Source organism: Micromonospora sp. U56 (assembly GCF_018070095.1).
GTDB lineage: Bacteria > Actinomycetota > Actinomycetes > Mycobacteriales > Micromonosporaceae > Micromonospora > Micromonospora purpureochromogenes.
Genome location: NZ_JAGPYL010000065.1, coordinates 1 through 25,654 on the forward strand (window position 1 = coordinate 1; position 25,654 = coordinate 25,654).

The 25,654-nt window shown below is 71.4% G+C and carries 22 protein-coding genes, 1 tRNA gene and 1 riboswitch; of the genes, 7 read left to right on the forward strand and 16 right to left on the reverse strand.

Annotated features, from left to right (window positions below; all coding sequences use genetic code 11):
* Positions 1-240: 240 nt before the first annotated feature.
* Together KBX37_RS20940 and KBX37_RS34645 are read right to left on the reverse strand one after the other, a co-directional pair.
* Positions 241-549, reverse strand: a complete 309-nt coding sequence (locus tag KBX37_RS20940; protein ID WP_210777630.1) for a hypothetical protein — start codon at positions 547-549, stop codon at positions 241-243.
* Positions 550-1,139: 590 nt separating this feature from the next.
* Positions 1,140-2,084, reverse strand: a complete 945-nt coding sequence (locus KBX37_RS34645; protein WP_247658595.1) for an XRE family transcriptional regulator — start codon at positions 2,082-2,084, stop codon at positions 1,140-1,142.
* Positions 2,085-2,209: 125 nt separating this feature from the next.
* Between KBX37_RS34645 and KBX37_RS20950 the strand changes: the two genes are divergently transcribed.
* Complete coding sequence (locus tag KBX37_RS20950; RefSeq protein ID WP_374103808.1) at positions 2,210-3,130, forward strand: tyrosine-type recombinase/integrase; 921 nt, start codon at positions 2,210-2,212, stop codon at positions 3,128-3,130.
* Between the two features lie 51 nt (positions 3,131-3,181).
* Here the strand turns inward: KBX37_RS20950 and KBX37_RS20955 are convergent.
* Positions 3,182-3,255: transfer RNA gene (locus KBX37_RS20955), tRNA-Gly, on the reverse strand.
* A 236-nt stretch (positions 3,256-3,491) separates the two neighbouring features.
* On the opposite strand from KBX37_RS20955, the gene KBX37_RS20960 reads away from it, so the two are divergent.
* Positions 3,492-4,478: a zinc metalloprotease gene (locus KBX37_RS20960; protein ID WP_210777631.1), complete on the forward strand. Its 987-nt coding sequence runs from the start codon at positions 3,492-3,494 to the stop codon at positions 4,476-4,478.
* A 64-nt stretch (positions 4,479-4,542) separates the two neighbouring features.
* Here the strand turns inward: KBX37_RS20960 and KBX37_RS20965 are convergent, their stop codons facing one another.
* On the reverse strand, positions 4,543-5,109 hold the full coding sequence (locus KBX37_RS20965) for a pyridoxamine 5'-phosphate oxidase family protein (RefSeq protein WP_210777632.1): 567 nt from the start codon (positions 5,107-5,109) through the stop codon (positions 4,543-4,545).
* A gap of 78 nt (positions 5,110-5,187) precedes the next feature.
* Between KBX37_RS20965 and dcd the strand changes: the two genes are divergently transcribed.
* Positions 5,188-5,766 (forward strand): dCTP deaminase, encoded by a 579-nt coding sequence (gene dcd, locus KBX37_RS20970; protein WP_154940849.1) that lies wholly within the window; start codon positions 5,188-5,190, stop codon positions 5,764-5,766.
* Between the two features lie 42 nt (positions 5,767-5,808).
* On the opposite strand, the gene KBX37_RS20975 is transcribed toward dcd, so the two are convergent.
* The 6 genes from KBX37_RS20975 to KBX37_RS21000 form a co-directional block, all read right to left on the reverse strand.
* Positions 5,809-6,849, reverse strand: coding sequence for an NlpC/P60 family protein (locus KBX37_RS20975; protein WP_210777633.1), 1,041 nt, complete (start codon positions 6,847-6,849; stop codon positions 5,809-5,811).
* A 12-nt stretch (positions 6,850-6,861) separates the two neighbouring features.
* Positions 6,862-6,998, reverse strand: a riboswitch (cyclic di-AMP (ydaO/yuaA leader).
* Between the two features lie 148 nt (positions 6,999-7,146).
* Complete coding sequence (locus KBX37_RS20980) at positions 7,147-8,163, reverse strand: NlpC/P60 family protein (protein ID WP_374103807.1); 1,017 nt, start codon at positions 8,161-8,163, stop codon at positions 7,147-7,149.
* 163 nt (positions 8,164-8,326) lie between these two features.
* Entirely contained in the window at positions 8,327-9,331 is a 1,005-nt protein-coding gene (locus KBX37_RS20985; protein WP_210777635.1) for a hemolysin family protein, read from the reverse strand.
* Positions 9,324-10,631, reverse strand: coding sequence for a hemolysin family protein (locus KBX37_RS20990; RefSeq protein WP_210777660.1), 1,308 nt, complete (start codon positions 10,629-10,631; stop codon positions 9,324-9,326). The genes KBX37_RS20985 and KBX37_RS20990 overlap by 8 nt, the downstream gene beginning before the upstream one ends.
* A gap of 170 nt (positions 10,632-10,801) precedes the next feature.
* Complete coding sequence (locus KBX37_RS20995; RefSeq protein ID WP_210777636.1) at positions 10,802-13,000, reverse strand: (Fe-S)-binding protein; 2,199 nt, start codon at positions 12,998-13,000, stop codon at positions 10,802-10,804.
* Between the two features lie 285 nt (positions 13,001-13,285).
* Positions 13,286-13,549 carry a cell division protein CrgA gene (locus KBX37_RS21000; RefSeq protein WP_154940860.1) on the reverse strand — a complete coding sequence of 88 codons (264 nt, stop codon included), beginning with the start codon at positions 13,547-13,549 and terminating at the stop codon, positions 13,286-13,288.
* A 230-nt stretch (positions 13,550-13,779) separates the two neighbouring features.
* On the opposite strand from KBX37_RS21000, the gene KBX37_RS21005 reads away from it, so the two are divergent.
* From KBX37_RS21005 to KBX37_RS21020, 4 genes are read left to right on the forward strand one after another with little or no spacing between them, the layout of a single operon-like run.
* Positions 13,780-14,586 (forward strand): DUF881 domain-containing protein, encoded by an 807-nt coding sequence (locus KBX37_RS21005; protein WP_210777637.1) that lies wholly within the window; start codon positions 13,780-13,782, stop codon positions 14,584-14,586.
* Entirely contained in the window at positions 14,583-16,487 is a 1,905-nt protein-coding gene (locus KBX37_RS21010) for a class E sortase (RefSeq protein ID WP_210777638.1), read from the forward strand. Before KBX37_RS21005 ends, KBX37_RS21010 begins: the two co-directional genes overlap by 4 nt.
* Before the next feature lie 5 nt (positions 16,488-16,492).
* On the forward strand, positions 16,493-16,777 hold the full coding sequence (locus tag KBX37_RS21015) for a hypothetical protein (RefSeq protein ID WP_210777639.1): 285 nt from the start codon (positions 16,493-16,495) through the stop codon (positions 16,775-16,777).
* Positions 16,778-16,781: 4 nt separating this feature from the next.
* Positions 16,782-17,432, forward strand: a complete 651-nt coding sequence (locus KBX37_RS21020) for an aminodeoxychorismate/anthranilate synthase component II (RefSeq protein ID WP_210777640.1) — start codon at positions 16,782-16,784, stop codon at positions 17,430-17,432.
* A 71-nt stretch (positions 17,433-17,503) separates the two neighbouring features.
* On the opposite strand, the gene pknB is transcribed toward KBX37_RS21020, so the two are convergent.
* Genes pknB through KBX37_RS21050 form a run of 6 tightly spaced genes read right to left on the reverse strand, consistent with a single transcriptional unit; the run spans position 17,504 to position 25,648 of the window.
* Complete coding sequence (gene pknB, locus KBX37_RS21025) at positions 17,504-19,300, reverse strand: Stk1 family PASTA domain-containing Ser/Thr kinase (RefSeq protein WP_210777641.1); 1,797 nt, start codon at positions 19,298-19,300, stop codon at positions 17,504-17,506.
* Complete coding sequence (locus KBX37_RS21030; RefSeq protein WP_210777642.1) at positions 19,297-20,724, reverse strand: serine/threonine-protein kinase; 1,428 nt, start codon at positions 20,722-20,724, stop codon at positions 19,297-19,299. Before KBX37_RS21030 ends, pknB begins: the two co-directional genes overlap by 4 nt.
* 1 nt (position 20,725) lies before the next feature.
* Entirely contained in the window at positions 20,726-22,231 is a 1,506-nt protein-coding gene (locus KBX37_RS21035; protein ID WP_210777643.1) for a penicillin-binding protein 2, read from the reverse strand.
* Positions 22,228-23,718, reverse strand: coding sequence for an FtsW/RodA/SpoVE family cell cycle protein (locus KBX37_RS21040; RefSeq protein ID WP_307849144.1), 1,491 nt, complete (start codon positions 23,716-23,718; stop codon positions 22,228-22,230). The genes KBX37_RS21035 and KBX37_RS21040 overlap by 4 nt, the downstream gene beginning before the upstream one ends.
* Positions 23,719-23,747: 29 nt before the next feature.
* On the reverse strand, positions 23,748-25,166 hold the full coding sequence (locus KBX37_RS21045; RefSeq protein ID WP_210777644.1) for a PP2C family serine/threonine-protein phosphatase: 1,419 nt from the start codon (positions 25,164-25,166) through the stop codon (positions 23,748-23,750).
* The gene (locus KBX37_RS21050) at positions 25,163-25,648 is read right to left on the reverse strand and encodes an FHA domain-containing protein (RefSeq protein WP_210777645.1); all 486 of its coding nucleotides are present in this window, start codon (positions 25,646-25,648) and stop codon (positions 25,163-25,165) included. Before KBX37_RS21050 ends, KBX37_RS21045 begins: the two co-directional genes overlap by 4 nt.
* Positions 25,649-25,654 lie beyond the last annotated feature (6 nt).

The window sequence follows — 25,654 nt, forward strand, 5'->3', positions numbered from 1 at the left end:
ACCACCGCCGCCGACGGCAACGACGCCTCGGCAAGCTCACCCCGATCGAGTTTGAGACAATCAACAGGCCCGCACACGCGGCCTGAACCACTCAGCCCCGCGAGTCAACCAAACCCGGGGCAGTCCCAATCGGCAGATCAACCTTTTCCGTCCATCGGTTCATCCGGCACCCTTCCATCGGCCTGGCGCAGCATACAAGGAACGGAAAGCCGCTGGGGGGCGTATATAGGTCGATGGCGGTTAATGGCAGGTGTGCGGCCGGACGTGCACACCGCACCACGATGGCAAGTCGGCTGCCCACACCCGCCAGCCGCCGGCGTCTCGCCGAGTCTCGAACCGCCACGGGTGAGCTGTGCCGCTGAGGTTGCCCTGTTCGTTCCACCAGACTGCATGGGCTTGGGCGGTCACCGTCGCGCGGTCGTCGACCTGGTCCTCGACGTCGATCGCTCCGACCACTTCAAGCTTTGACGGAACAGTGCCGCGCTCCATCTCGCCGCGGTACTCACGCCACTGCCGCAGCAGTTCGTCATGACGCGGACCGGCCAGCACCCGCGACAGGCCGATTGCTCTCCGCTGCTCATCTGGAGCACATAGACGTTCACGGCCGCCTCCGGTGTTGCCTCTCCTCGCTCTGCTTCCGCCTGCCGGAGGACGGCCCACGACACGGGCACTGCTACGACCCCGGTACACAGCACGGCTAGGAGTCCGAGTACCACCCACGGCCAATGGCGCGCCGACCGCACCAGCGGTCTGCCTGCCGCCGCCCGGTGGCCCGGCAGGACTGGCGCCTCCCCTGGTCCCATAGAAGGCAACATATGCCTTGGACGGGTTTCCCAGCCAGTGCCCGTCGACGGTCGCAACCGTCGACGGCCGGTGGTGCGAGAATGAAGCCGTGGAAGCTGGCCCGGACACGACTGCTGAGTGGTGGACAACCTCCGACGTAGCTGCGCACCTCGGCGTGAAGGTCGCGACGGTGACGAACTACCGGAAGCGGGGTCAGATGCCAGAGCCAGATGCCACGGTGGGCCGCACTCACATGTGGCGCCCGAGCCGGGTCATGTCCTGGCATGAAAGTCGCCCACGCCCAGGCGTCGGCGGTCGTTCGAGCCGAGCAAGCGGAGGCGCAAACGACGACGGGGTCAGCTCGCGCTGAGGGATCGCACCTCATCGAGGTACGAGGTGGCCTCCGGCTCCTTCGGGTACCGCTCCCGCAGCAGGGTCGCCAGTTCCTTCGAGACCATCAGCAGTGAGGGTAGGGACTTGCGATCCCCGTCTAGCGCCTGTCGCCCGTAGGAGACTGCCCTCTCTAGGTCGCCTGCTCTGGCTGCCGCCACGCCCAGCGTTATCCGGGCTTCCGCTTGGCGCATCGGCTTCCGGTCGGTCCCGTCCGGGTCGGTGGAGGAACGGATCACCTCACGGGCATACATCTCTGCGAGGCGGTCTTCGCCTGCGATGCGGTAGCAGTCCATGGCGTAGAAGTCGAACTTCGCCGGGTCGACTACGAAGTGGTGGTCGGTGTCCTCGGGATACGGCAGAGACTCAAGCAACGCGCGGCCCTTGTCCAGCGCTGTCTCTACCTGCCGCCGGTCGCCGAGTCGCGCCCATGCTTTGGCACGCTGCGCGGCCAACTGCACAGCCGCCCCGTCATGGGCGGCAACTGCCTCGCCTGCCTCAGCGGCCGCGATGACGCCCCGATAGTCGCCTTGTGTCAGCGCGTACCAGGCTCGCATCTCGTAGGCCCAACCTGAGATGGCGGCATTGCCGGCTTCCTCGCCAAGCGTCAACGCCGCCTTGCGCGTGCCCTCGGCAACGCGACGGAGGCCCATGTCGTACTCCACGCAACCAACGAGCAACGCGACCCAGCCTGCCAGGGTCAGCACCTCCTGGTGCTGAGCGAGGGTTAGCCGGCGATCCCTCAGCGCCGTGATCCGGCGCAGCCACGCGCGGCCCTCCACCCGTAGCTGCTCCGGTGCCATGTAGGGGTACTCGCAGCACAGCCGGTCAGCGGTTATCCGTAGCGCTTCGAGCGTGGCGTTCGATACGTCGGAGCTACGGAGGCGGGCAAGGATCTCTACCGTCTCCATGCCGGTTCCCGCGATCAGTTCCGCATCATGGGGCGTAGTCGGCGGGAAGAACGCGGCGGTGACGGTGCCGAACGTCTTGGCGATGAGGGCCTTGTAGAACGCATCAGGCTCCGAGCCCCCTGTGGATCGATCACCGTCCCGGGCTGCGCCCGAGGACTATCGATCTGTACCGGTGGCTGCACCGGAAGTACATCGAACCGACGTTGCGTGATCGCTCGCTGAGCGACATCACGCCCGGCATCGTCCGCGCATGGCGAGCCGACCTCCTGGCGGAAGGCGTCAGCCCGACGATGGTTGCCAAGGCGTACCGTCTGCTGCGCGCCGCGTTGAACACCGCCGTTGATGATGAGCTGATCCGGCGTAACCCCTGCCGGATCAAGGCTGCCGGCATTGAGCGTCCGGCTGAGCGACCTATTGCCACCGTGGCCCAGGTCTTCCAGCTCGCCGACATCGTGCCCGGCCGGTTTCGGGCCCTGATCCTTCTCGCTGCCTTCGCAAGCCTCCGCTACGGAGAGCTGGCCGCCCTTCGCCGCCGCGACTTCGACCCCCGCTGTCGGACCCTCACGGTCCGCGCGACCCTGGTCGAGCGCTCAGACGGAAGCCTCACCTTTGGACCGCCCAAGACCGATGCCGGCATCCGGACCGTCACTATTCCCGAGGCGATCCGCCGTGACATCCGCGCACACCTGGACGCATTTGTCGACGAGGGGCAGGACGCGCTCGTCTTCACCGGCGCGAAGGGTGCCGTCCTGCGCCGCTCCAACTTCCAGACCGCCTGCAAGTGGCGCGAGTCGGTGGCTATGGCCGGCCTGCCAGGTTTCCACTTCCACGACTTGCGGCACACCGGCAACACCCTCGCCTCACGGACCGGGGCCAGCCTCGCCGACCTCATGGCACGGATGGGCCACGCCTCGACCCGGGCCGCGATGATCTATCAGCACACCGCCCGGGAGCGTGACGAGCACATTGCTGACGCGCTCAGCTCGCAAATCAAGCAGAGCAGGGATCGGGCACATAGCGGGCACGGCCAGCGCAAGAAGCGGTAGCAACGATCAAGGCCCCAGCCAGGAAACCTGTCCTGAGCTGGGGCCTCTCGTTGGAGCGGGTGACGGGAATCGAACCCGCACTGTCAGCTTGGGAAGCTGATGTTCTGCCATTGAACTACACCCGCAGGCGGCACCACTGTACCTGAGGTGACCACCGCCGTGCACCCAGGTACCCCGGGCACGCCGGCACCCCCCGCCACCGTGATCGATCTTGGACCCAACGCATTCACGGTTAGCTAAAAGTTTCACAGCGGCAACATATGGCCGTTCTCAAATCTGTCGATCGGTTGTAACGTCACCCCCACGTTCTCGACCACGGTGTGACATACCCCCTGTCACGCCGCCAGAAAGAGGTGGGCCCATGGGACTCCGTCCCAACCTGCTGACCCGGCGTGCCGCCGGTGTCGCGTCGACGACCCTCGCGCTGCTGCTCAGCACCGCCGCGGTGGGCGTCGTCCCCGCTGCTTCCGCCTTCTCCGCCGCCCCGAGCGAGGTCTGCGCCGAGCCGGCCGACGTCCACTCGGACGCCCGGATCAAGAAGGGCGGGATCGCCAAGCACGAACCCAACGAGCTGACCGCCAAGCAGGTCCGCGAGCGCGAGGCCGACCTGGCCGCCGCGCTGCGCGAGCGGGCGAGCTTCCGGGCCGGCGCCCAGGCCGCCGCCCCGCTGGCCAGCGTCACCATCCCGGTCGTCGTGCACGTGATCCAGCGCGACAGCACCCGCGCCGGCGGCAACATCCCGGACTCGATGATCACCTCGCAGATCAGCGTGCTGAACCAGGCCTACGCGGGGGCCACCGGCGGCGCGGCCACGGCCTTCGGCTTCCAGCTGACGAAGATCAACCGGGTGACCAACCCGGCGTGGTACCCGATCGTGCAGGGCTCGTCGGCGGAGCGGTCGATGAAGACCTCCCTGCGCGAGGGCGGCAAGAACACGCTCAACGTCTACCTGGGCGAGCTGAGCGACGACCTGCTCGGCTGGGCGACCTTCCCGCAGCGGCGGCTGAACAGCATGGACGGCGTGGTCGTGCTGAGCGAGTCGCTGCCGGGCGGCACCGCCGCCAACTACAACCAGGGCGACACCGGCACCCACGAGGTCGGCCACTGGCTGAACCTCTACCACACCTTCCAGGGTGGATGCTCCGGCTCGGGTGACAGCGTCAGCGACACCCCGGCCGAGGCCTCGCCGGCGTTCCAGTGCCCGACCGGGCGGGACACCTGCACCACGGCCGGCCTGGACCCGATCACCAACTTCATGGACTACACCTACGACTCGTGCATGTACCAGTTCACCCCTGGTCAGGCGAGCCGCATGCTGACCGCGTGGAACGCGTACCGCGCGGCGTAACACCTTGGCAGACGCCGATGCCGGCCCCGTCGGAGCGACGGAGCCGGCATCGGCGTCTCGGCGGTCAGGCGGCGGGGCGCCGGGTGTCGAAACCGTGGCGGCCGCGGCGGGCCGGCCGCCGATCGGGTACGCCGGCGGCGTCGCCGCCGCGACGGGCGGCGACCGGATCGAGCCAGACCTGGACGGCGGAGGACCCGTGGCCCTCGCCGGGCTGGCCGAGCCCGCCCTGGTCGCGACGGGTCAGCATCGCCACGTCGACGCTGAACTCGAAGAGTCGCCAGTCGACCTGCGGCGCCGCCCGGCCGAGGCGGGCCACCCGGGCGACCCGGGCCGGATCGGTGACCGGTTGCGCGCGACCGGCGACGTACGCCTCGTCGTCGGTCTCCTCCGGCGGGAACGAGTGCAACGCGTAGCGCCCGTCGCGTTCGAGGTCGCGCCGCTTGGGCGAGTCGACGACGAAGCAGAACAGACCCTCGTCGGTGATCACGGGGCAGACCGGGTGCACCCGGGGCCCACCGTCGGCGCGGACGGTGGCCAGGTAGCCGAAGCCCGGCCCGTACTGCTGCATGAGAAGGCGGATCCCGTCGGCGAGTCGGGGCTCGTCAGCGGCGAATTCGGACCAGGAAGCCATACGGACATCCTATCGAACATGTGTACGAACGCGTAGTCCGACACGCAGGTCACCCGGTCCGCTCGATATGGTGTGCCGATGCTGCTCTCCGACCGCGACCTGGTCTCCGAGATCAAGGCGGGCACGCTCGCGCTGGAGCCCTTCGAGCCCACGCTGGTGCAGCCGTCCAGCATCGACGTGCGGCTCGACAAGCTCTTCCGGGTCTTCAACAACCACCTGTACACGCACATCGACCCGGCGATCCAGCAGGACGAGCTCACCTCGATGGTCGAGGTGCCCGAGGGCGAGCCGTTCGTGCTGCACCCCGGCGAGTTCGTGCTCGCCTCCACGCTGGAGGTCATCTCGCTAGGCGACCAGCTCGCCGGGCGCCTGGAGGGCAAGAGCAGCCTGGGCCGGCTCGGCCTGCTCACCCATTCGACCGCCGGCTTCATCGACCCGGGCTTCTCCGGTCACGTGACGCTGGAGCTGTCGAACGTGGCGAACCTGCCGATCACGCTCTGGCCCGGGATGAAGATCGGCCAGCTCTGCATCTTCCGGCTCTCGTCCCCGGCCGAGCACCCGTACGGCTCCGCCGTCTACGGGTCGCGCTACCAGGGCCAGCGCGGGCCGACCCCGAGCCGCTCCTGGCAGAACTGGCGCACCTGGCCCACCCGCTGACGCCGAACCGGGCCCCCGGCACCCCGGGAGCCCGGCACGCGCTCAGCCCGGCCGGCCGTAGCTGTTGACCGGCCCGTCGTCGACCCGCTTCATCTTGACCGGCACCCCTGCCTGGGAGGCGTGCACCACCCAGCCGCCGCCGACGTACATCCCGACGTGGTGCAGGTCGGCGTAGTAGAAGACCAGATCGCCGGCGCGCAGGTCGGCCCGGCTGACCCGGGCGGTCACCTGGCGCTGCTGGCGGGCGTTGTGCGGCAGCGAGACACCGGCCTTCGCCCACGCCGCGAGCATCAGCCCGGAGCAGTCGTACGAGTTGGGGCCCTCGGCGCCCCAGACGTACGGCTTGCCGATCTGGGCGCAGGCGAACTTCACCGCCGTCCCGGCCGGGCCGCCGGGGTAGCCGGCCGGGCACGGGGCCGGGCGCAGCGAGCCTCCGCCACCGTTGCCGTACACCTTGAGCCGCAGCTTCTGCAGCCGGTCGATCTCGGCGTTGATCTGCTTCTTCTTCGCAGCCAGCTGGGCCTCGGTACGGGTCAGCTGGGCGACCATCTCGTCCAGCGGTGCCTTCTCCGCGGCCAGCTTGTCCCGCAGCTCCTTGACGACCCGCACGTCGCGCTGCTGGCGCTGGGCGAACCGGTCGAGCATTTCGAGCTGGTCGACCAGTTCGGCGGGGGACCTGCTGCCGAGCAGGGCGTTGACGGCGGAGACGTTCTCCCCCTTGTACGCCTCGGCGGCGAGGCCGGTGACCTGGTTCATCGCGAGGTCGACCTGGAGTTGCAGCGGCTCGATGCGCTTGGCCAGCGCGTCGGCCTGCCGGCGCTTGGCGGCCAGGTCCTGTCGGGTGGCGTTGTGCTGCTCGATGATCGGTTCGAGCCTGTTCCAGTCCTGGTCGATCTGCCGCTCGATCTCGGCGACCGAGGGTTCGGCGTGGGCCGCCGTGGCAGCGCCGGTCATTACGACGGCGGCACCGGCGAGGGCGGCGAGGAGGGTGGTGAAGCGGGACCAGCGTGGGCGCGGCGCAACCGTCAGCCGGGCGACCTGGGTCGACCGGTACGACGGTGGCCGCGGGGCATGGTGTGCCACCGGGCTCCGGGCTCCTTCTTCCGCGACCGCCTACCGGGTTAGCTGACGGGTTCGGGCGGGAAGGGAGCGCCCTACCGCAGTGGCTGCGGATTCACCCCGGCTTACCTGGTTCCCCGGCTCGCCCGCAGGCGACTCGGCGGTGCCGGCCACTGCCACCCGGGTTGGACGGACCTGTCGCGGCCGACGAAGGACCAGAGTAGAGACGACCGTTATCGATCCGCAACCCGCCACGCCGTGCCGGGTCCCGGATACGCGGAACCCCCGGTCAGTCGACCGGGGGTTCGCGGCGGGCTCGGGTCAGTACGGTCGTCGGAAACCGGCGACCGGCATGTAGTTGATGCTGGTGACCTGGACCGGCTTCCCGGTCCGGGGAGCGTGGACCATGATGTCGTTGCCCAGGTAGAGGCCCATATGGTGCAGGTCGCTGAAGAAGAAGACCAGGTCACCGGGGCGTGCCTCGGAGCGCGGGATCGCCTTGCCCTCGTTCCACTGGGCGCCGGTGTGGTGGGTCAGGTAGATGCCGGCGGCCTTGTAGGCGTACTGGGTGAGACCCGAGCAGTCGAAGGAATCGGGCCCGTCGGCCCCCCACACGTACGGGTCACCGACCTGCTGGCAGGCCACCCGGATGGCGGTCTGCGCCTTGGCGCTCACCACACCGTTGATGGTCGGGCAGCCGGCCACCTTCACGGTGGTCTTCGGCATGGCCGCCTGCAGCCGCTTGATCTCCGCGTTGATCTGCGTCTTCTTGGCCGCCAGATCCTTTTCCTGCTTGACCTCGGCGGCGATCAGCTCGTCGAGCTTGCGCTTCTGGTCGTCGTACTTGCGCCGGACGGCGAGGACGCCCTCCAACTCCTTGCGCTGGTGGGCGGCGAGACGGTCCAGCATGGTCAGCTGCTCGGCGAGCGTGCCGGGCTTGTTGCTGACCAGCAGCGCGCCGATCTCCTGCGAGGGCCCGGTCATGTAGTAGCGGGAGGCCAGGTCGCCCACCCGGTTCATCGCCAGCTCGCTCTGCAGGGCCAGCGGCTGGATCTTCTTCCCCAGCTCGGCCGACTTCTTCCGGTTGACCTTCAGTTGGGCCCGGACCTTGTTGTACTGCTCGATGGTCGGCTCAAGCTGCTCCCACTGCTTGTCGATCGCCGCCTCGATCTCCTCGGGCGTCGGCGCGGCGTGCGCCGGCACGGCGAACATCCCGGCGCCGACGACCACGGCGGCGACCAGGGTGAGCAGGCGGCGGGCGACCCGCCGCAGACCGGCGGTGCCGGCGGGCGGGCAAACCTGGGCGTGACGATGAGGGGGCATGGTTGCCACCGGCACCGACTCCTTAGCGACCGACCGCCGGGCGCCTCGCTGAGGGGAAGACGGAGGCAGACGACCCACAGCGGTCGGTGCCCCACATTAGGGAAGCGTCCGTACGAATTCAAGGTGGGTCATTACAGCATCACGCCTGCGCAACCACTTGCACACAAAGGGTGTTCGCTCATTTTCCAACGACAGCGGTCAATACATCGTCCAATGTCACCACGCCGAGGGGCCGACGACCGTCGCTCACCAGCACCATGTGCCGCCGCTCGCGCCGCATCGCCAGCAGCAGGTCGGCCAGCGTACGGTCCGGCGGCACCACCGCCAGCGGTCGGTAGACGTCGGCGGGCACCGGGGCTCGGCGGGACGCCCCGGCGTACCCCAGGACGTCCTTGACGTGTACGAAACCGAGCACCCGGCGGGTCGACCGCTGCACCACCGGGAAGCGGGACCGGCCCGTCCGGGTGGCCAGCACCTCCAGCGACGCCGGTGAGACGTCCTCGGCCACCGTGGTCACCGTCGACCAGGGTTGCAGGGCGTCCGCGGCGGTCCGCCGGTGCAGGGCCAGCGCCCCGGTGATCCGGGCGTGCTCCTCCGCGTCCAGCAGACCCTCGGTGCGCGCCTGCGACACCAGCCCGGCGAGTTCCTCGGCGGTGAACACCGTCTTCACCGCCTCGGTCGCCTCCACCCGCCACAGCCACAGCACCTGACGGGCCGCCCACTTCATCGCGACCAGCAGCGGCTTGGTCGCCACGCAAAACGCCAGCATGGCCGGCCCGAGCCAGAGCGCGGACGGCTCCGGCCCGGCCAGGGTGATGTTCTTCGGCACCATCTCGCCGACCACGGTGTGCAGGAAGACCACCACCGCGAGGGCGATCAGGAACGACAGCGGGTGGACCGCCGAGTTCGGCAGCCCCAGCGCGTGGAACGCCGGTTCGATCAGGTGGGCCAGGGCGGGCTCGGCGATCGCCCCGAGCCCCAGCGAGCAGACCGTGATGCCGAGCTGCGCCCCGGCGATCATCAGCGGGATCTGGTTCATCGCCGACAGCGCCCAGCGGGCCCGCCGGGAGGTCGCCGCGAGCGGCTCCACCACGGTACGGCGGGACGCGATCAGCGCGAACTCGCTGCCCACGAAGAACGCGTTGCCGAGCAGCAACGCCAGGGCGACCAGCAGCTCAGTCATCGCCGGCCGGCTCCTCCGGGCGCACGATGCGGACCTGCTCGATCCGGTGCCGCTCCACCTCGACCACGGTGAACTCGTACCCGGAATCCTCGACCGTCTCGCCGGGCACCGGGATGTGGCCCAGCCGCGCCATCAGGAACCCGGCCAGCGTCTCGTACGGGCCCTCGGGCAGCCGGAAGCCGGTCTGTTCGGCCAGCTCGTCCTCGCGGAGCACCCCGTCGAGCAGGACGGTCCGTTCGCCGCCCGGCACGGTCAGCTCGGCCGCGCCGGCGTCGTCCACCGCGTCCGGGTCGAACTCGTCGGCGATCTCGCCGACCAGCTCCTCGACCAGGTCCTCGATGGTGACCACGCCGTCGGTGCCGCCGTACTCGTCGACCACGATGGCCAGGTCGGCGCCGGCGTCCTTCAGCGCGGCCAGCACGCCGTCGAGGTCCAGGCTCTCCGGCACGTACACCGGTTCGCGGGCCACCGCCGCGACGGTGGTGGAGTCGCGGCGGGCCAGCGGCACCCCGAGCGCGTCCGGTACGCCGGCTACGCCGGTGACCAGGTCGAGGGTCTCCTCGTACACCGGGAAGCGGGTCCGTCCGGTCTGCCGGGACGCCTCCAGCAGCTCGGCCACGGTGGCGGTGGCCCGCAGCGCGACCACGTCGACCCGGGGGGTCATCGCCTCGGCGGCGCGCTTGTCGCCGAAGCGGATGGTGCGGCGCAGCAGCATGGCGATGTCCGGCGGCAGCGCACCGGCCCGGGCCGAGATGGCCGCCAGCAGCCCCAGCTCCTCGGGGGAGCGGGCGCTGGCCAGCTCCTCCTGCGGCTCCACGCCCAGCGCCCGGACGAGCCGGTTCGCCGACCCGTTCAGGGCCCGGATCAGCCAGCCGAAGGTCCGGGAGAAGCGGTGCATCGGGCCGGCGGTGGCCAGGGCGGCGGGCATCGGCCGGGCCAGCGCGAGGTTCTTCGGCACCAGCTCGCCGAAGAGCATCGAGAGCAGGGTGGCCAGCGCCAGGGCGAGCAGCGGGCCGAACCGTTCCGCCCCGCCCACCGGCCCCAGCACCGGGGCGAAGAGCCGGGCCAGCGCCGGCTCGGCGAGATAGCCGGTGAGCAGCGCGGTGAGCGTGATGCCGAGCTGCGCACCGGAGAGCTGGAAGGACAACCCGCGCAGCGCCCGGCGTACCGTGGCCGCCGCGGCGTCCCCGGCGTCGGCGCGCCGGTCGATCTCCGCCCGGTCGACGGTGACCAGAGCGAATTCGGCCGCGACGAAGAACGCGTTGCCGGCGGTCAGCAGGACGAAGCCGACCAGGGGCAACAGCGTGCCGAGCAACAGGCCGTCGATGAGCGCGATTGTTCCACGGCCGCTCGCGGCGCACGACTTCACCCGAGGCGGCCCTGGTGGCCCGTGTCTCTTGAGCACGACGACGGCGGTGGCACCTGGCGGGTGCCACCGCCGTCGGGTGTCCGGTGATCCGGGGGTACGCCTCAGCCGGCGACCGGCTCGGTCTCCTTGTCGCCCTGCGTCTGTTCGGGCTTGACCGAGCGGAGCAGCACGCTGGCCACGTCGACGACCTCGACCTGCTCGCCGGCGCCCTTACCGTTGACCCCGTCGTTGAGCATCGTCGAGCAGAACGGGCAGCCGACGGCGACCGTCCGCGCGCCGGTGGCCATGGCCTCCTCGACCCGGTCCACGTTGATCCGCTTGCCGATCTTCTCCTCCATCCACATCCGGGCGCCGCCGGCGCCGCAGCAGAAGGAGCGCTCGCTGTTGCGGGGCATCTCGGTGAGCTCGCCGGCGATCGCGTCGCCCAGCACCTCACGCGGCGCGGCGAAGACCCGGTTGTGCCGGCCCAGGTAGCAGGGGTCGTGGTAGGTGACCCCGCCGTCCACCGGCTGCACCGGGGTCAGCTTGCCGGTCGAGACCAGGTGCGCCAGGAGCTGGGTGTGGTGCACGACCTCGAACTCGCCGCCGAGCTGGCCGTACTCGTTGCCCAGGGTGTTGAAGCAGTGCGGGCAGGTGGCCACGATCTTGCGCTTGGCCTTCTCCCGACCCTCGAACGCCTCGTTCAGGGTCTCGACGTTCTGCTGGGCGAGCATCTGGAAGACGAACTCGTTGCCGATCCGGCGGGCCGGGTCGCCCGAGCAGGTCTCGCCCTCGCCGAGGATGGCGAACTTGACGCCGGCCTCGTTGAGCAGCGTGGCGACCGCGCGGGTGGTCTTCTTGGCCCGGTCCTCGAACGCGCCGGCGCAGCCGACCCAGAACAGGTACTCGAAGTCGTCCACCTCGCCGACCCGCGGCACCTCGAAGTCGAGGCCCTTGGTCCAGTCCTCGCGGGTGTTCTGCGGGGCGCCCCATGGGTTGCCCTTGTTCTCCAGGTTGCGGAGCATGACGCCGGCCTCGGACGGGAAGCTCGACTCGATCAGCACCTGGTAGCGGCGCATGTCGACGATGTGGTCGACGTGCTCGATGTCGACCGGGCACTGCTCGACGCAGGCGCCGCAGGTGGTGCACGACCAGAGCACGTCGGGGTCGATGACCCCGCCCTCCTCGGCGGTGCCGATCAGCGGCTTGTCGGCCTCGGCCAGGGCGAGCACGTCCATGTGGGCGAGCTGCGCGGCGGTGGCCTTCTCCTCGCCGGTGAGGTCCTTGCCGCCGCCGGCCAGCAGGTACGGCGCCTTGGCGTACGCGTGGTCACGCAGGCTCAGGACCAGCAGCTTCGGCGACAGCGGCTTGCCGGTGTTCCAGGCCGGGCACTGCGACTGGCAGCGGCCGCACTCGGTGCAGGTGCTGAAGTCCAGCAGACCCTTCCAGGTGAACTGCTCGACCTGGGCGACGCCGAACTGGTCCTTCTCCGGGTCGGCCTCCTCGAAGTCGAGCGGCTTGCCCTCGCTCATCATCGGCCGCAGGGCCCCGAGGCCGGAGCCGGCGGGCTTGGCCGGCTCACGCTTGAAGAAGATGTTGGGGAACGCCAGGAAGCGGTGCCAGGCGACACCCATGGTCACGTTCAGCGAGATCACGATCAGCCAGGTCATCGAGATAGCGATCTTGATGAGCGCGGCGACGCTGGCTCCGTCCTGCCAGTCAGGCAGCACCGCTCCGACCGCGTGGCTGACCGGGGTGACCCAGACCGGGTACTCGAAGTGGTCGGTGGCGACCTTGAAGCCCCGGATCACGAACCCGAAGATCAGGACCAGCAGCACGATCCACTCGACGAAGTAGCCCTGCCACATCGTCGAGCCGGTGAACCGGGAGCGACCGCCCGGCCGGGTGGGCCGGTTGCGCAGCCGGATCGCCATCAGCACCAGGATGCCGACCAGGCCCAGCACGCCGATGACCTCGGTGGCCAGGCCGAAGACCATCCAGTGCCCGATGATCGGCAGCCCGCCGGTCGGGGTGACCACCTCGAAGTACGCCTCGAGCACCAGCAGCGACAGCACGATGAAGCCGACCATCACGAACCAGTGCGCGGCACCCACCACGCTCCACTTGAGCATGCGGGTGTGGCCGACGGTCTCCACCAGCATGGTCCTGGTGCGGGCGCCCTTGTCGGTGAACCGCTCCGGGGCGGGTTGCCCGAGCCGGATGACGGCCGTCATCTTCATGACCGCGCGCACCGCAAGCCACACCGCCACGGCGGTGATGGCGGCCGCGAGGATCGTGGTGACGATCTGGACGCTGCCCATCGAGTTGGCCTCCCGGTCTGCTGCCTGTCGAGCGGCTCGGCGACCGGGTGGCCGGTGTCAGGGCGTCACCGGCGTCGCGCCGCTGCCACCTGATCGACCGGGCCGGTCGATGACCTCGCTCCGCTCGGTCATGCAGTGCAGCCTACGCGCAAGGTTACCCAGCAGTAACGTGAGTCTTCTCGCACCCGGCCACGCCGCCCTGCGCACACCATAGGGTGCCCGGCGCCGGAGCGCCGGACAGGGTTCCGCGAAGGTGACGTGGCACCGCCTCGACAGAGGGCCGGGTCAGCGCCAGCGGGAGAGCAGGATCAGCGAGGAGACCATCGCGCCGAAGCCGACCGCCAGGTTCCAGTAGCCCCAGGTGGCGACCGGGTACTCCTGCTCGGAGAGGTAGTAGACCACCAGCCAGCCGATGCCGCCGACGATCAGCGCGACCGCGGTCGCCGGCAGCCACACCGGGCTAGGCTTGCGCGTCGCCGCCGTGCTCGTCGGACGCACGTCCGTCGGCGGGGTGTACACCTTCTTCTTGCGGACCTGAGACTTGGGCACGACGCTCTCCAGAGGGGGTGACGACCTCGTCCGGCCTGACAACCGGGCGCGGGGGCGACGGTCCATGGCCAATAATGTTCGACAGCTAGCGTAGTCCGGACGGCCCGTCCAAGCCACGAATGGGGTCAGGCCGGTGCGCGGAGTGACCGGAAAGAGGGAAACGCCCCGGCGCACCCGTGCCCGTCGGCGTCGTGGCGGGCACCAACCAGACGAGGCGGAGGGAACGCTCGGTGGAGTACACATCCGGCGCGGCGTCCTGGCAGAAGGCCATGCGGCGCGCGGTCGCCGCGCTCCTGCCACGGCGTCCGCGGCAGCGGCGACCGGGCTGGTCGATCGGGGTGCCGCTGATCGCCGCCGCGGCCGGGCTGCTCTTCACCACCACCGCCACCACCGCCGGCGGCACCGCCCTGCGGGAGGACCGGCGGCCCCAGCTGACCCAGTTGATCGAGGACCGGCGCGAGCAGGTGGCGGCCAGCGAGCTGCGGGCCGCCCGGCTGCGCGCCGAGGTCGAGAGCCAGACCGCCGCGCTGGCCGACACCGACGGCCCCGTGAAGGAGCAGCGCGACCGGGCCGGGCGCAGCCTGGAGGCCGCTGGGTTCACCGCGCTGTCCGGGCCGGGGGTGACGGTCGAGCTGAACGACGCGCCCCGCCGCAACGAGCAGACCCTGCCCAAGGACGCGACCAACGACGACCTGGTCGTCCACCAGGGCGATGTGCAGGCGGTGGTGAACGCGCTCTGGGCTGGCGGCGCGGAGGCCATGTCAATCATGAACGTCCGCGTGCTGTCCACCAGCGCGGTACGCTGCGTGGGTAACACCCTGCTGCTGCACGGCCGGGTGTACTCCCCACCGTTCAAGATCGTAGCAATCGGCGATCCCGCTGCCCTCCAGCAGGCCCTCGCCGGCTCTGAGGGAGTCGGGTTGTTCAAGCAGGCGGTCGAGCACTACCAGCTGGGCTACAAGGAGACCGTCTCCTCCGTGACCGTGCCGGCCTTCGAGGACTCCACCGCTCTGCGATCGGCGACGGTGCCCCGATGAGTCCCGACGGCAGGGACCCGCGCCACCGCGACCGGAGTGACGAGGAGACCGCGGTCATCCCCACGGTCGAGGGCTCGACCCCGCCGGCCCGCCGCAACAGCTGGCCCGACCCGGTGCTGCCGCCGCGGTCGTCCGCGAACCGGCCTCCGACCCCGCCCGGCCCGGCCCCCCGATCGGCCCCCGCCGACTCGCCGACCGACCGCGCGACCGCCGACCCGGGGCACGCCCGGCCGCCCGTCGACCCGACACCCGACCGTCCGGCCGCCCACCCGTTCTCCGGTGGCGCGGCGCCGGCCCGCCCGACCGACGGCCCGACCCGCCCCGCGCCGCCCGCGTGGCCCGGCAACGCCTCGGTCCGCCCGGCCGCTCCCGCCGCTCACCCACCGTCGGCCCCGGCCGCCGTGCCGCCGGCCGCGCCGGCGATCCACCGGTCGCCCGCGCCGTCGGAGCGCCCGACCGCGCCCGCCCCGGCGGCCGCCGCCGACCAGCAGCCCCGATCCGGGGTACGGCCGCAGCCCGCCACCGAGGCGCCGACCGCCTTCCTTCCCATCGTCGCCGCCCGTCCCACGGACCGTCCGGCGAGCCCGCCCGAGGCCCGCCGTACCCGGCAGCCCGCCGCCGACGACCTCGCCGGCCCGGGGCACCCGTACCCGTCGGGCGGGGCCCGTCCCGGCGTACCCGCGCCGGAGGCCGGCCCAGGCGGACCCGGCCGGCCCCGCGCGGCCGCTCCCGAGGGTGGCCTGCCCCGCGCGGCCGCTCCCGAAAGTGGCCTGCCCCGCACGGTCGCCCCGGAAGGCGGCCTGCCCCGCACGGTCGCGCCGGAGGGTGACCGGCCCCGCGCGGCCGCTGCGGAGGGTGGACCGGCGAGCGTGGCCGCTTCCGGCGGTCGAACGGACGCCTGGGGTACCGGCGGCGGCCCGGACAGCGGATCGACCGGCGCCTACCGGGCCGGTGGCGCACCGGACCGGTTCGCGGACCCGGCGGCCACCGCGATCATCCCGGCGGTGACCGGACGGCCCGCTCCCGCCCAGCCGGCGCTGGACTCGACGGCACTGATGGGCGCGGTGCCCCCCGTACCCGAGCGCGACGGCCCGGCCGAGGACAAACCCGCCGAGCCGCCGCAGCCCCGGCGCGGCGAGCGGGTGGTCCAGCTCCGCCCGCACCAGACCGACGAGGGCTACAAGAGCGTCTACTCGGAGCTGACCCGGCCGTCCCTGGCGTCCCGGTTGCGCCGCGGCGTCCGGGTCACCGGCGAGGTGCTGATCACCTTCGGTCTGGTGGTGCTGCTCTTCGCCGGGTACGAGATCTGGGGCAAGTCGGCCATCGTCGACGCCCACCAGGGCGACCTGAGCAGCCAACTGGCGCAGGAGTGGGGCCCGAGCGGCGACCCCACCGTCGCGCCGTCCGCCGGTCCGACGGCCAAGCCCAAGCCCCCGGTGGAGGGCAGGCCGATCGCCGGCCTCTACATCCCCAAGCTCGACAAGAACTGGGTCGTGGTGGAGGGCGTCACGCAGAAGGACATCCGGTACGCCCCGGGCCACTACCCGAAGAGCGCGATGCCCGGCCAGGTGGGCAACTTCTCCGTCGCCGGGCACCGCAACCGGGCCACCTTCTGGCGGCTGGACGAGCTCGACGACGGCGACGCGATCGTCGTCGAGACCAAGACCGACTGGTACGTCTACAAGGTGATCAAGAGTCGGATCGTCCGCCCCGACCAGGTGGAGGTCGTCGCGCCGGCGCCGATCAGGCTGGGGCCGGGAGAGAAGCCGAAGAAGCTGCTCACCCTGACCACCTGCAACCCGAAGTTCGACAACTACCAGCGCCTGATCATCCACGCGGAGCTGGACGGTGCGGCCAGCATTCCCAAGTCCAAGGGCCGCCCGGCGGCGCTGGGAGGCTGACGACGATGTACTCCTGGATCTGGCGCAAGCTGCCCTTCGGCCTGGCCGGCAAGATCACCGGTTCGCTGCTGCTCGCCGCCGCGACCGTGGCCCTGCTCTGGTACGTCGTCTTCCCCTGGGCCGAACCCCTGGTGACCCCCTTCGACGACGTGCAGGTCACCCAGGACACCGGCGTGCCGGGCGACCCCGCCGAGCCCGGCGTCGAGCAGGACGCCCCGTCCGGCGACGAGCACGAACTGCCGTACGACACCGACCAGAACAACACCCCGCCCCCCTCCCCGGACGAGTGAGCCCATGCGTGTCCTGGTCATCGACAACTACGACTCGTTCGTCTTCAACCTGGTGCAGTACCTCGGCCAGCTCGGCGTCGACTGCGAGGTCCGCCGCAACGACGAGATCGACGTCGCCGAGGTCGGCCGGCTCGACGCGGCCGGGGTGCTGCTCTCGCCCGGCCCGGGCAGCCCGGACCGCGCCGGCATCTGCCTCGACGTGATCAAGGAGTACGCCGGCAAGCTGCCCATCTTCGGCGTCTGCCTCGGCCACCAGGCCATCGGTGAGGCATTCGGCGCCACCGTGACCCGGGCCCCCGAGCTGCTGCACGGCAAGACCTCGGAGGTACGCCACCACTCGGTCGGCGTGCTGGCCGGGCTGCCGGACCCGTTCACCGCCACCCGCTACCACTCGCTCGCCGTGCTCCCCGAGACGCTGCCGGACGAGCTGGAGGTCACCGGCTGGACCGGGTCCGGCGTCGTGATGGCGATGCGCCACCGGACGCTGCCGATCGAGGGGGTCCAGTTCCACCCGGAGTCGGTGCTGACCGAGGGCGGTCACCTGATGCTGGCGAACTGGCTGGCCGCCTGCGGCCACCCGGAGGCGCTGGACCGCGCTCCGGAGCTGGCGGCCGAGGTGGACGCGCGGCGGCGGGCCGCCTTCGCCAACACCTGAGCACCACCACCGACAGCAGGAAGGCCCGGTCCTCTGCGGGGGACCGGGCCTTCCTCAGTGCTGCGTCCAGCTCACCGGGCGGGGGCACCGTCCGGGGGCGGGGGGAACAGGCCGCCACCGGTGCCGGTGGTCGGGGTCGGGCTGCTCGGAGTCGCGGTGGGCGGGGTGGGCTCCTGGGTGGGTTCGGGGATCGACACCTCGATGGTGACCGTCCTGCCCTTGGGCAGGTCGGTTCCCGGACCCGGGTTCTGGCCGGTTACCTTGCCGGCCTCCGCCGCCGGCACCTCGTCGCCGTCGCGCACCCGCACCTCGTAGCCGGCGTTCTTCAGCTCGGCCCGGGCCTCTTCCTCGGTGAGGCCGATGACCCGCGGCACGTCGCCCACGTTGCCCTTCGAAACGGTAACCGTGATCGTGGCGCCCTCGGCGACCTTAGAACCAGACGGCGGGTTCACCTTGATCACGTCGTTCTTCTCGCGAGGGCTGTCCACCGTCTCCTGTACGACGGTGAAGCCCTTGGCCTCCAAAGTCGCCTTGACGCTCTCGTAGGTGCCACCCACCAGACCGGCCGGGACCGTCGTGGTGGCCGGACCGCCGCAGATTCTGACGGTGACCTGGCGGTTCTCCTCCAGGCTGCTGCCGGCGGACGGCGTCTGCTCGGCGACCGTGCCCTTCTTGCAGGTGGGGCTGAAGAACTCGTCACCCAGCCCCGGCACCAGGCCCGCGTTGCGGATCTCGGTGAAGGCGGTGGCCTGGTCCTTGCCCGCCAGGTTCGGCACCTGGACCTTCTCCGGGCCACCGTTGTTGAGCTGCAGCGCCGCCACCAGGGCGATCACCGCCAGCACGCCGACCGCGGCGAACGCGGCGATCACCCAGGCCGAACTCTTGCGCCGACCCGGGTCGCCGACCCGCGCCGGGGCCTGCTGCCGGGTCTGCCCACCGACGACCTGCGTCGGGTACCCGCCGGCGGCCGGGGCGAGGTGCGCCGTCTCGTCCTGCGGCATGACCGGGGTGGCCAGCACCGGCCGGCCGGCGGCGGCCCGGAGCAGGTCGGCCCGCATCTCGCCGGCACTCTGGTAGCGGTTGAGCGGGTTCTTCGACAGCGCCTTGAGCACGATCGCGTCGACCGCCGGGTTGACGTCCGGGTTGATGTCGCTCGGCGTCGGCGGGGCCTCCCGTACGTGCTGGTAGGCCACGCTCACCGGGCTGTCCCCGACGAACGGCGGGTGCCCGCAGACCAGCTCGAAGAGCACGCAGCCGGCGGCGTAGACGTCCGAGCGGGCGTCCACGGACTCGCCGCGCGCCTGCTCCGGGGAGAGGTACTGCGCGGTGCCGATGACCGCGCTGGTCTGGGTCATCGTGGTCGCGCCGCTGGCCAGCGCCCGGGCGATGCCGAAGTCCATCACCTTGACCTGGCCGGTCTGGGTGAGCATCACGTTGCCCGGCTTGATGTCCCGGTGGATGATCCCGTGCCGGTGGCTGAACTCCAGCGCCGCGCACATGTCGGCGCAGATCTCCAGCGCCCGGCGCGGCTGGAGCCGGCCCTCGACGCCGAGGACCTCCTTCAGCGTGCGGCCGTTGACGAACTCCATCACGATGAACGGGAGCGTCTCGCCGGTCGGCGCGGTCTCCTCGCCCGTGTCGTAGACGGCGACGATCGCCGGGTGGTTCAGCGAGGCGGCGTTCTGCGCCTCCCGACGGAACCGCATCTGGAAGGTGGCGTCCCGGGCCAGGTCGGTGCGGAGCATCTTGATCGCGACGTCCCGGCCCAGCCGGAGGTCACGACCACGGTGAACCTCCGCCATGCCGCCGTAGCCGAGCAGCTCGCCGACCTGATACCTGCCACCGAGCAGGCGGGCCTGCGCTGTCATCGCGTTCGTCGTCCTTCGCTCGTCGTCTTCTCGCCGCCACCCGGTCGAAGCCGTTCCACCCGACGGTACGGCTTCTGGGCCAGATCGTCGCGCCCGTACGCGCTCACCGCGCCGGACGTCACGCTCAGCGGGCCGGATGCGCCGGGGTCACCGGTCAGCGCGCCCTGCCGCGCCCTGTAGGAAATCACGCCGGAGCAGACCAAAACCAGTACGGCCAGCAGGATGGCCACGGTCACCATCCCTGACCTGGAACGACGCGGCGGAACAGCAGCCGGGACCGGCTGCCGGGCGTACCCGACGGGGCGGTCCGACCGGGTGGGGGCCGATGACACGACCCCGCGCGGCGGCGCGGACTGCGCGACCGGCGGCCGGGACTGCGGCCCGGTCGGGGCCGGCGGGCGCTGCGCCGCGGCGGGCGGCTGCGGCTGCCGCGCGGCGACCGGCGGGCGGGCCTGTCCGGCGGCCGGCGGGCGGTGCTGCTGGGCCAGCGCGGGCGGCCGGTGCTGCTGTCCAGCGGCCGGCACCTGGGCGCGGGCCACCGGGGCGGCCGGGGAGGCGGGCGCCCCCGAGACCGGGCCGGCGTGCCCACCGGCGCGGGCCTGCTGGGACAGCGCGAGCTTCGCCTGCCGGGCCACCGAGGCCAGCGCGGCGGCGCTGGACCAGCGGGCTGCGGGCTCCTTCGCCAGGGCGCGCTCCACGATCGCCCGGACCTGCGGCGGGATGTCGCCGGGCAGCGGCCGGGGGGTCTCCTGGACGTGCTTCATCGCGATCTCGAGCGGGTTGTCCCCGTCGAACGGACGCCGGCCGGCGAGGCACTGGTACGCCACCACGCCGAGCGCGTACACGTCGGAGGCGGGGGTGGCGACCGCGCCGGTGGCCTGCTCCGGGGAGATGTACGAGGCGGTGCCGAGCACCGAGCCGGCGGCCGTGAGCTGGCCGACCAGGTCGGAGCGGGCGATGCCGAAGTCGGTCAGCACCAGCGTCCCGTTCGGCCGCACCAGCAGGTTGCCCGGCTTCACGTCCCGGTGCACGATGCCCTTCTCGTGGGCGGCGTGCAGCGCGTCGGCCGCCTGGGCGACCAGCGCCATCGTCCGGGCCGGGGTGAGCCGGCCGACCCGGCTCAGCGTCGCCGACAGCGCGTCGCCCTCGACGTACTCCATGATCAGGAAGGCGATCTGCTGGTCGCTGCCGAAGTCGTAGACGTCGACCACGCCCGGGTGGTTGATGGTGGCCATGGTGCGCGCCTCGCCCCGGAACCGCTCGGCGAAACCGGGATCGTCCAGCAGCGCCGGGAGCAGGCTCTTCACCGCCACCGTACGGCCCAGCACCTGGTCGGTGCCGCGCCAGACGTCGCCCATGCCACCGCTGGCGATCCGCTCGTCGAGGCGGTAGCGGTTGCCGAGCTGGACGCCGGGGTGCAGCATGTCAGCGGCCCCTGGAGTCGGCGATGGCCGCCTGCATGATCCGGCCGGCGATCCGGGCCGCCTCGGCGCTGCCCCCGCTGCCGGCCTCCTCCAGCACCACGCAGACCGCGGAGACCGGGGTGCCGTTCTTGTCGAGGGCGAACCCGATGAACCAGCCGTGGTCGGGCGTCTGCGGACCGGACTGGGCGGTTCCGGTCTTGCCGCCGACCGTGTAGCCGTCGATCTGCGCCTTGTTGCCGGTGCCGTCCTCGACCACGGCGACCATCATCTCCCGCAGGTCGGCGGCGACCGTGCCGTTGACCGGCTGGCGCAGCTCCCGGGCCTTGGCGGTGTAGTAGCTGGTGGTGCGGTCCGGCGCGAGCAGTTGCTTGACCAGGTACGGCCGCATTTGGCTGCCGCCGTTGGCGACCGTGCCGGCGATCAGCGCGCCCTGCAACGGGGTCATCTTGACGTCGCGCTGCCCGATGGAGGACTGGGCCAGCGCGGCCGGGTCGGTGCCGCCGCCGGGGGCCTCCATCGCGCCGGTCCGGCTCGGCGCGACGGTGAGGCCGTCCTCGCCGAGCTGGCCGACGGTGAGGTCGTCCTGCTCGAAGCCGAACTGGCGGGCCTTCTCCTTGACGGTGTCCGCGCCGAGCTTCACGCCGAGCTGGGCGAAGCCGGTGTTGCACGACTCCCGGACCGCCTCGATGAGGCTGACCTGTGGCTCGGGGCAGATCGACGGGTGGGCGTTGCGGATCGGGGAGCCCGAGGTGGGCGGGGTCCAGCTGGACCCGGCCGGGATCTGGGTGTTCTTGCCGACCCCGTTCTCCAGCGCTGCGGCGGCGACGACGATCTTGAAGGTGGAGCCGGGGGGCAGCGTCTCGGAGAGCGCCCGGTTCTTCAGCGGACCGTCCGGGTCCTGCTCCAGCCGGTTGTACGCGGCGGAGGCCTGGTTCGTGTCGTGGCCGGCCAGCGGGTTCGGGTCGAAGCTGGGCATCGAGACGAGCGCCTGCACCGCCCCGGTACGCGGATCGATGGCGATCGCCGCGCCCTTCTTCACCCCGTTGTTGTTGTTGCGCAGCTGCTCGTACGCGGTGTCCTGGGCGCGCTTGGAGAGGGTGAGCAGCACGTTGCCGCCACCGGTCTCGTCGCCGGTGAACATGTCCTTGATCCGGTTGGCGATCAGCGCGTCGCTGGTACCGGCCAAGAAGTCGTTCTCGACCCGCTCGATGCCGGTCTCGGCCAGGTTGACCGGCCTGTAGCCGAGCACGTGCGCGTACTTCGCCCCGCCGGGGTAGGTGCGCAGGTACTTCAGCTTGCCGCTGGTCGCCTTGCTGGTGGCGAAGGCGGTGCCGCCGGCCTCGATGTTGCCGCGCGGGCGCTCGTACAGGGCCACCTGGACCCGGCCGTTGTAGTCGCTGGTGCGGTATTCGTCTGCCTTGTGGAACTGAATCCAGTTGAGGTTCGCGAAGAGCAGGCCGAACAAGATCATGACGACGACGCCGACGCGGCGCAGGGGTGCGTTCACGGCCGGATCACCTCCGTGGGAGCACCGTGCAGCTGCTCCGGCGGGCCGCCGGCGGGCCGGGCCGCCGGGCCGGAGCCCTGGGTCACCGGGCGGCGGGCCGCGTCGGAGATCCGCAGCAGCACCGCGATGAGCAGCCAGTTGGCCATTAGCGAGGAACCACCGGCGGAGAGGAACGGCGTGGTCTGACCGGTCAGCGGGATGAGCTTGCTGATCCCACCGACGATCACGAAGACCTGGAGCCCGAGGGTGAAGGCGAGACCGCCGGCCACCAGCTTGCCGAACGAGTCCCGGACGGCGAGCCCGGCCCGCAGCCCCCGCTCGACGATCAGCAGGTAGGTCACCAGCAACGCGGTGAGCCCGAACAGGCCGATCTCCTCACCGATGCCGGCGAAGATGAAGTCGTTCTGCACCTCGGGGATCTCCAGCGGCTCGCCGGCACCCGGGCCGGTGCCGAAGAGGCCGCCGCTGCCCAGGCCGAGCAGGCCCTGCACCAGCTGGTAACCCCGGTCGTACGGCTCCGCGAACGGGTCCAGCCAGATCTCCGCCCGGGTGTAGAAGTTGGCGAACGGCCCGCCGACGGTGCCACCCAGGACGTATGCGAGGTAGGCGCCGCCGAAGAAGAGGACCAGACCGATCAGCAGCCAGCTGACCCGTTCGGTGGCGATGTAGAGCGTCACCACGAACATGCCGAAGTACAGCAGCGAGGTGCCGAGGTCCTTCTCGAAGACCAGGACCAGGAGGCTGATCAGCCACACCACGACCACCGGGCCGAGGTCCCGGCCACGGGGGAAGTCGATGCCGAGGATCCGGCGGCTGGCCAGCGAGAGCACCTCGCGCTTGCGGACCAGGTAGTAGGCGAAGAAGACCAGCAGGGCCAGCTTCGCGAACTCACCGGGCTGGATGGAGAAGCCGCCGACCCGGATCCAAAGCTTGGCACCGTTGATCTCGGAGAACCGGCCGGGCAGCACCGCCGGGATCATCACCAGCACGATGCCGGCCAGACCCAGGGTGTACGCGTACCGGGAGACCGAGCGGTGGTCGCGCATCAGGGCGAGCAGCCCGGCGGCGAGGACCACCGCGGCGAGCGTCCAGGCGAGCTGCCGACCGCCGATGCCGGCGAAGACGGCCAGCGTCTCCCGCTCTACCGGCGCCGCCTTGCTCAGGTCGAGCCGGCGCAGGAAGCCGACCCCGATCCCGTTGAGCAGGGCGACCGCCGGCAGCAGGGCCGGATCGGCGAAGGGCGCCAGCCACCGGATGACCAGGTGCATGCCGAGGAAGACCACGCCCAGCGCCGCCGCCGGCATCCAGAAGTCCGGGGTGACCGTGTCGAGCATGTTCGCCTCGACGATCGCCGCGTACGCCGCCACCAGCACCAGGGCCAGCAGCAGCAGAGAGAGTTCCGCGTTGCGCCGGGACCGGGCCAGGCGCACGCCGGGCTGCTCGCCCGTTGTGGCGGGCGAGACTGCCGGTGTGGCGGCTGCGGTCACGGATCGATCCTCGGGCTCTCAGCCGACATTCACTCGGTCGACCGGCAGCCCGCCGGATCCACGACCGGCGGTACCGGGTCGGAGGCCGGGGCGTCGGGCGTGGTGGTCGGCGCGGGGGTGACGGTGCCGGCCGGAGGGCGGCTGGCGGTCGGGGTGGGCGGGGCCGGGCTGCCGGTCGGCGCGACCGGGGAGGCGCTCGCCGCCACCGTCGGGCTCGGCGGGCAGACCGGCTTGAGGTTGGGGTTGGTCGGGTCGTCGACGGTCAGCTCGGCCAGCCGGCGGACCGCGTCGGGCTCGCTCTTGGCCTGGATGCCCTGCTTGACCTGCTCCTGCGCGGCGAGGGTGAGATCGTCCAGCTTGGCCTGGCTGGTCGAGTGCACGCTGGACAGGTCGAGCCCGGCGACCTGGCCGGGGACGCCACGGAAGACCGCGAGCTGCCCCTGCTCGGTCGCCCCGACGTAGTACTGCCGCTGCGTGTAGCTCCAGCCGGCGAAGAGACCGCCGCCCAGGATCACCAGCAGCGCCACCAGCATCGCCACGGTACGCAGCGGCCGGCGGCGGGGGCGGTCCGGCTCGTCGTCCCGGTTGGCGGCCGGGTCCTCCGGCACCGGGGGACGCGGCGCGGAGAGCGCCGAGGCGCGGGCGGCCGGGGTGGAGACGTCGGCCGAGGTGGCCATGCCCCGGTCCCGGGACGCGGCACCGCCGACGATCGGGCTCGCCTCGACGATGTCCTGGTCGGTGGCGTCCGCGATGATCACGGTGATGTTGTCCGGGCCGCCGCCACGCAACGCGAGCTGCACCAGCCGCTCGACGCACTGCTGCGGGTCGGTGTACTCCCGCATGGTGTCGGCGATGGTGTCCGCGCTGACCACGCCGGAGAGCCCGTCGCTGCAGATCAGGTAGCGGTCACCGGGCAGCACCTGGCGGACGCTGTACTCCGGGTCGATGTCGCGACCGTCCAGGGCGCGGGTGAGCAGCGAGCGCTGGGGGTGGCTGCTCGCCTCCTCCGCGCTGATCCGGCCCTCGTCCACGAGCATCTGGACGTAGGTGTCGTCCTTGGTGATCTGCGCGAACTCACCGTTGCGCAGGAGATAGGCCCGCGAGTCACCGATGTGGACCATTCCGAGCTTGCTGCCGGAGAAGAGGGTCGCGGTGAGCGTGGTGCCCATCCCCTCCAGCTGCGGATTGGCGTCCACGGTGTCGCGGAGCTGCTGGTTGGCGGTGCCCACGGCCGAGCGCAGCGCGTCGACGAGGGCGTCCCCTGGGACGTCCTCGTCGAGCGGCGCCATGGCACCGATGACGATGTTGCTGGCGACGTCACCGGCGGCCATGCCGCCCATGCCGTCGGCGACGGCGAGGAGCCGCGGCCCGGCGTAGACGGAGTCTTGGTTTCCGTCTCGGATCAGACCGCGGTCGCTGTGGGCCGCATAGCGCAGGGTCAGAGTCATGGCCGTAATTCGAGAGAAGTGCGGCCGATCCGGATCGGCACGCCGAGGGGGACGGGGGTTGGTCCGGAGACCTTAGCGCGATCCAGGTAGGTGCCGTTAGTCGAGCCGAGGTCCTCGACGAACCACTGCCCGTCGCGCGGCACGAGCCGGGCGTGCCGCGCTGAGGCGTAGTCGTCGGTGATGACGAGGGTGGAGTCCTCGGCCCGTCCGATGGTGATCTGGGCTTCGCCGAGGGTGATCCGGGTGCCGGCGAGCTGGCCGGCGGTGACCACCAGCTGGTGCGCGGCCCTGCCCCGCTTCACCTTCGCCGGCTTCGCCGCCTGGCCGGTGGAGGCGCCCACCGCGCGTGGCGCGGCCACCAGCCGGCCCGACCGGGCTCCTGCGAAGAGGTCGCGGCGGATCACGCCGACCACCGTGAACACGAAGATCCACAGCAGGATGAGGAACCCGAACCGGGCGACGGTGATGACGAGCTCCGGCAAGGCGCG